3 protein-coding genes are annotated in these 1,856 nt (G+C 70.9%); 2 read left to right on the forward strand and 1 reads right to left on the reverse strand.

The features are described from left to right. The coding region (locus tag Q7W29_01155; GenBank protein MDO9170424.1) for a GreA/GreB family elongation factor at positions 1-902 on the forward strand (902 nt) is incomplete at its 5' end. Between the two features lie 217 nt (positions 903-1,119). Continuing rightward, positions 1,120-1,581, forward strand: a complete 462-nt coding sequence (locus tag Q7W29_01160; protein ID MDO9170425.1) for a glutathione peroxidase — start codon at positions 1,120-1,122, stop codon at positions 1,579-1,581. 177 nt (positions 1,582-1,758) lie between these two features. On the opposite strand, the gene Q7W29_01165 is transcribed toward Q7W29_01160, so the two are convergent. Continuing rightward, on the reverse strand, positions 1,759-1,856 hold a 98-nt coding region (locus Q7W29_01165; GenBank protein ID MDO9170426.1), incomplete at its 5' end, for a glutathione peroxidase.

The raw sequence follows: 1,856 nt of genomic DNA on the forward strand, positions 1-1,856 counted from the left end.
TGGTCGCGGCCCTCGAGGACGTGATGTCCCACCCGACCGCGTCGCCGGAGGTGCTGGGCTGGCTGTGGCGCACCAGGTTTGCCGAGACCAAGACCGGCCAGGCGCTGGCCGCCATGACGGACCTGGGCGTGGGCCGCTTGATGAACGCCCTGCTGGACCTGATGGACGCGACCGGCCGCATGACCGCGCTGTCGGACGACAAGCGCCTGCGCCGCGTGCTGGAGCAGGGTCAGGAGGGGCTCGAGCTGCACGACGGCGAGCCGATCCGGATCTACCTGTCGGAAACCGGCCCCGAGGAGGCGCGCGCGCTGAAGGAGCGCATCGAACGCAACGGCGGCATCCGCGCCAGCACCCGCACCAGCCTGCTCGGCTGGCTGCGCACCGCCCACCCCGAGGTCTTCGCCGAGATGTCGCGGCCCTGGGAGGAGGACGTCTACTACACGACGATGTCCGGCCTGCAGCACCGCCAGGCGGCGCTGGACGAGCTGGTCCAGGTCGACCTGCCGGCCGTCGCCCGCCAGATCGGCGAGGCCGCGAGCCACGGCGACCTGAGCGAGAACGCGGAGTACACCGCGGCCCTGGAGAAGCGCGACCAGATCACCAGCCGCGCCACGCGCCTGGAGAACGAGCTGGCCCGCGCCAAGATCATCACCGACGAGATGGTGCGCTCGGCCTTCGTGAACGTCGGCACCCGCGTGCGCGTGCGCGACCTGCTGACCGGCGCCGAGGAGACCTACAGCTTCCTGGGCGTGTGGGACTCCCTGCCCGAGTCGGGCATCCTGTCCTACCGCGCGCCGCTGGCGATGGCCTTCATGGGCGCCCGGCCCGGCGACCAGGTGGAGTACGGCGAGGAGAGCGAGCGCCGGCACTGGGAGGTGCTGGAGGTCGGGCCCGCCCTCTAGGGCGGCGGCGTGGCAGGTTCCGGCTTCGCCGGGTATCCTGTGTGTCTCGCAGACGGTCCCGAAGTCCCCGGAGGTCCCGCTCTTGAAAGCGCTGCTGCTCGTCCTGCTCGCCCTGGCGGCCGCCGTCGGCCTGGCCACCGTGCTGCTCCTGAGGTCCGCCACGGCGGCCGGCGTCCAGCAGGCCGGGGCCGCCGTCGACGGGGGCTCGTTCTACGACCTGAAGACCCGCACCCTGGCGGGCGAACCCGCCTCCCTGGACGTCTACAAGGGGAAGGTGGTGCTGGTGGTCAACACGGCCAGCAAGTGCGGCCTCACCCCCCAGTACGAGGGCCTCGAGAAGCTGCATCGCGAGTTGGGCGGGGCTGGCTTCGCCGTGCTCGGCTTCCCGAGCAACGACTTCATGGGCCAGGAGCCGGGCACCCCCGCGGAGATCCGCGCCTTCTGCGACGCGAAGTACCAGGTGACCTTCCCGCTCTTCGAGAAGGTGGCGGTCAAGGGCGACGCCAAGTGCGACCTCTACCGCTTCCTGACCGCGGGCGGCCTCGAGGAGCCGACCTGGAACTTCACCAAGTACCTGATCGGCCGCGACGGCCGCGTCATCGCCCGCTTCGGCCCCCGCACCGCTCCCGATGACCCAGAGCTCCGCGCTGCTATCGACGCGGCCCTGTCTTCTCAATAGTTCTGGCTGCCCCATTGTCCCTACCCATGCAGTGTTGCGACTCGGATCCACACATCCTGTGGTGACAGGGGTGTCCTGCAGGCCCTGGAGCCAGGATGGCGGAAGGGCCGGAAGGCCAAGCAAGTCGGGCACAGGATGTGCCCGACGAGCGTCCCCTGTCACGTCAGGATCTGCGGATCAGAGTCGAAGAGCGGCGTCGATGGCGGCGCGGAGCTCGGGGGCGTCGGGAGCGGTGCGGGGGCCGAAGCGGGCGATGACGCGGCCGTCGCGGCCGA

The sequence above is a fragment of the bacterium genome (assembly GCA_030654305.1).
GTDB lineage: Bacteria > Krumholzibacteriota > Krumholzibacteriia > LZORAL124-64-63 > LZORAL124-64-63 > PNOJ01.